At 72.4% G+C, this 2,099-nt stretch carries 1 protein-coding gene; it reads left to right on the forward strand.

The genetic code is table 11. The features are described 5' to 3' along the window. Window positions 1–222 precede the first annotated feature (222 nt). On the forward strand, window positions 223–2,099 hold a 1,877-nt coding region (locus GJ633_RS16085; RefSeq protein WP_197431381.1), incomplete at its 3' end, for a DEAD/DEAH box helicase.

Raw genomic sequence — 2,099 nt, forward strand, 5'->3', positions numbered from 1 at the left:
GCCCTGCGCTCCGGTGAGCGCCCGGCGGGCGCGAACCGCCCGCGAGGGAGTCGGCCGGCCGGAGCGAAGCGGAGGGCGGCCGACGAGGCTGGGGAGGCGTGTGGCTGCGGTGTCGTACAGCTGGGCGTTGGAAACGGCCACCGCGTCCGACCCGACCGTCGGCGAAGTGGATAGCGCTCCCACAGCGACGCGCTTAATCGCCCGAGCGCCCAAACGCGGACGATGTCGGAACCGTCGGGGATGGACGCGTTCGCCCGCCTCGGGCCCGACGTGCGCGAGGCGCTCTCCGACCGCGGGTTCACCACGCCCACCGAGCCGCAGCGCGAGGCGATCCCGCCGCTCGCGGCCGGGAAGAACGCCCTCGTGCTCGCGCCCACGGGGACCGGGAAGACGGAGACCGCGATGTTGCCCGTCTTCGACGCGATCGTCGCCGCCAGGGACGCCCCCGGCGACCCGCCCCGCGAGGGGATCTCCGCGCTGTACGTCACCCCGCTGCGGGCGCTCAACCGGGACATGATGGACCGGCTGGAGTGGTGGGGCGAGACGCTCGGCGTCGAGGTCGCGGTGCGCCACGGCGACACGACCCAGTACGAGCGGGGAAAACAGGCGGACGACCCGCCGGACGTCCTCATCACGACGCCCGAGACGCTTCAGGCGATCCTGACGGGGTCGAAGATGCGCGCGGCGCTCGAAGACGTCGCACACGTCGTGATCGACGAGGTCCACGAGCTGGCGGCCGCCAAGCGCGGGGCGCAGCTCACGGTCGGCCTGGAGCGACTGCGCCGGGTCGCCGGGCCGTTCCAGCGGATCGGCCTCTCGGCGACCGTCGGCGACCCCGACGAGGTCGGGAAGTTCCTCGTCGGCTGCGGGCGGCGCGACCCGGACCGCGCGGGCGACCGGGCGTTCGAGACGGTCGAGGTCGCCGCGGGCAGCCGCGTCGACGTCTCCGTGGTCGACCCCGATATCACGGACGAAGACGGCCGGCTCGCCGGCGAACTCGCGACCGACGAGACCACAGCGAGCCACGTCCGGACGATCCGCGAGACCGTCGCCGAGAACGAGTCGACGCTGATCTTCGTCAACACGCGACAGACCGCAGAGGCGCTGGGCTCGCGGTTCAAGACGCTCGCAGAGAAGGAGCGGGAAGCGGCGGGCGGGGACGACGGGAGCGCCCCCGACGACGCGGACGCCGACACGGACAACGACGCGGACACCGACGCAGTCACCGAGATCGAGGTCCACCACGGCTCCCTCTCGAAGGACGTGCGGATCGACGTGGAAGACCGGTTCAAGGCGGGCGAGATCGACGGGCTCGTCTGCACCTCCTCGATGGAGCTCGGGATCGACGTCGGCCGCGTCGACCACGTGGTGCAGTACGGGAGCCCCCGCGAGGTCGCCCGCCTGCTCCAGCGGGTCGGCCGCGCGGGCCACCGCCGCGACCTGGTGTCGGCGGGGACCGTCGTCACGCAGGGCGGCGACGACACCCTCGAGGCGATGGCGATCGCCCGCCGCGCCGACGCCGAGCTCGTCGAGCCCGCGGCCATCCATCACGGGAGCCTCGACGTGGTTGCCAACCAGGTCGTGGGGATCGTGATGGACGAGGGCGAGGTCCACGCCCGCGAGGCCTACGAGACGGTGACCGACGCCTACCCCTTCAGGGACCTCTCGGAGTCGACGTTCCAGGAGATCGTCCGCGAGCTGGACGGGAACCGGCTGCTGTGGCTCGACGAGGGGTCAGACGCCCTCGAGAAGTCCGGCGGCACCTGGCAGTACTTCTACGCGAACCTCTCGATGATCCCCGACGAGGCCACCTACGAGGTGTACGACATGTCCTCGCGGCGTCAGATCGGGACCCTCGACGAGCGGTTCGTCCTCGACTTCGCGGGGCCGGGCGAGACGTTCGTCCAGCGCGGCGAGATGTGGCGGATCACGGAGATCGACGAGGAGGAGGAGCGGGTGAACGTCACGCCGATCCCCGACCCCGCGGGGGAGGTCCCCTCCTGGGTCGGCCAGGAGATCCCCGTCCCCAAGCCCGTCGCCGAGGAGGTGGGGCGGATCCGTGGGGAGGTCGCGGCCGCGCTGGAGGCAGGGTCGACGCC

This window comes from Halorubrum sp. CBA1125 (genome assembly GCF_009742825.1).
Taxonomy (GTDB): domain Archaea; phylum Halobacteriota; class Halobacteria; order Halobacteriales; family Haloferacaceae; genus Halorubrum.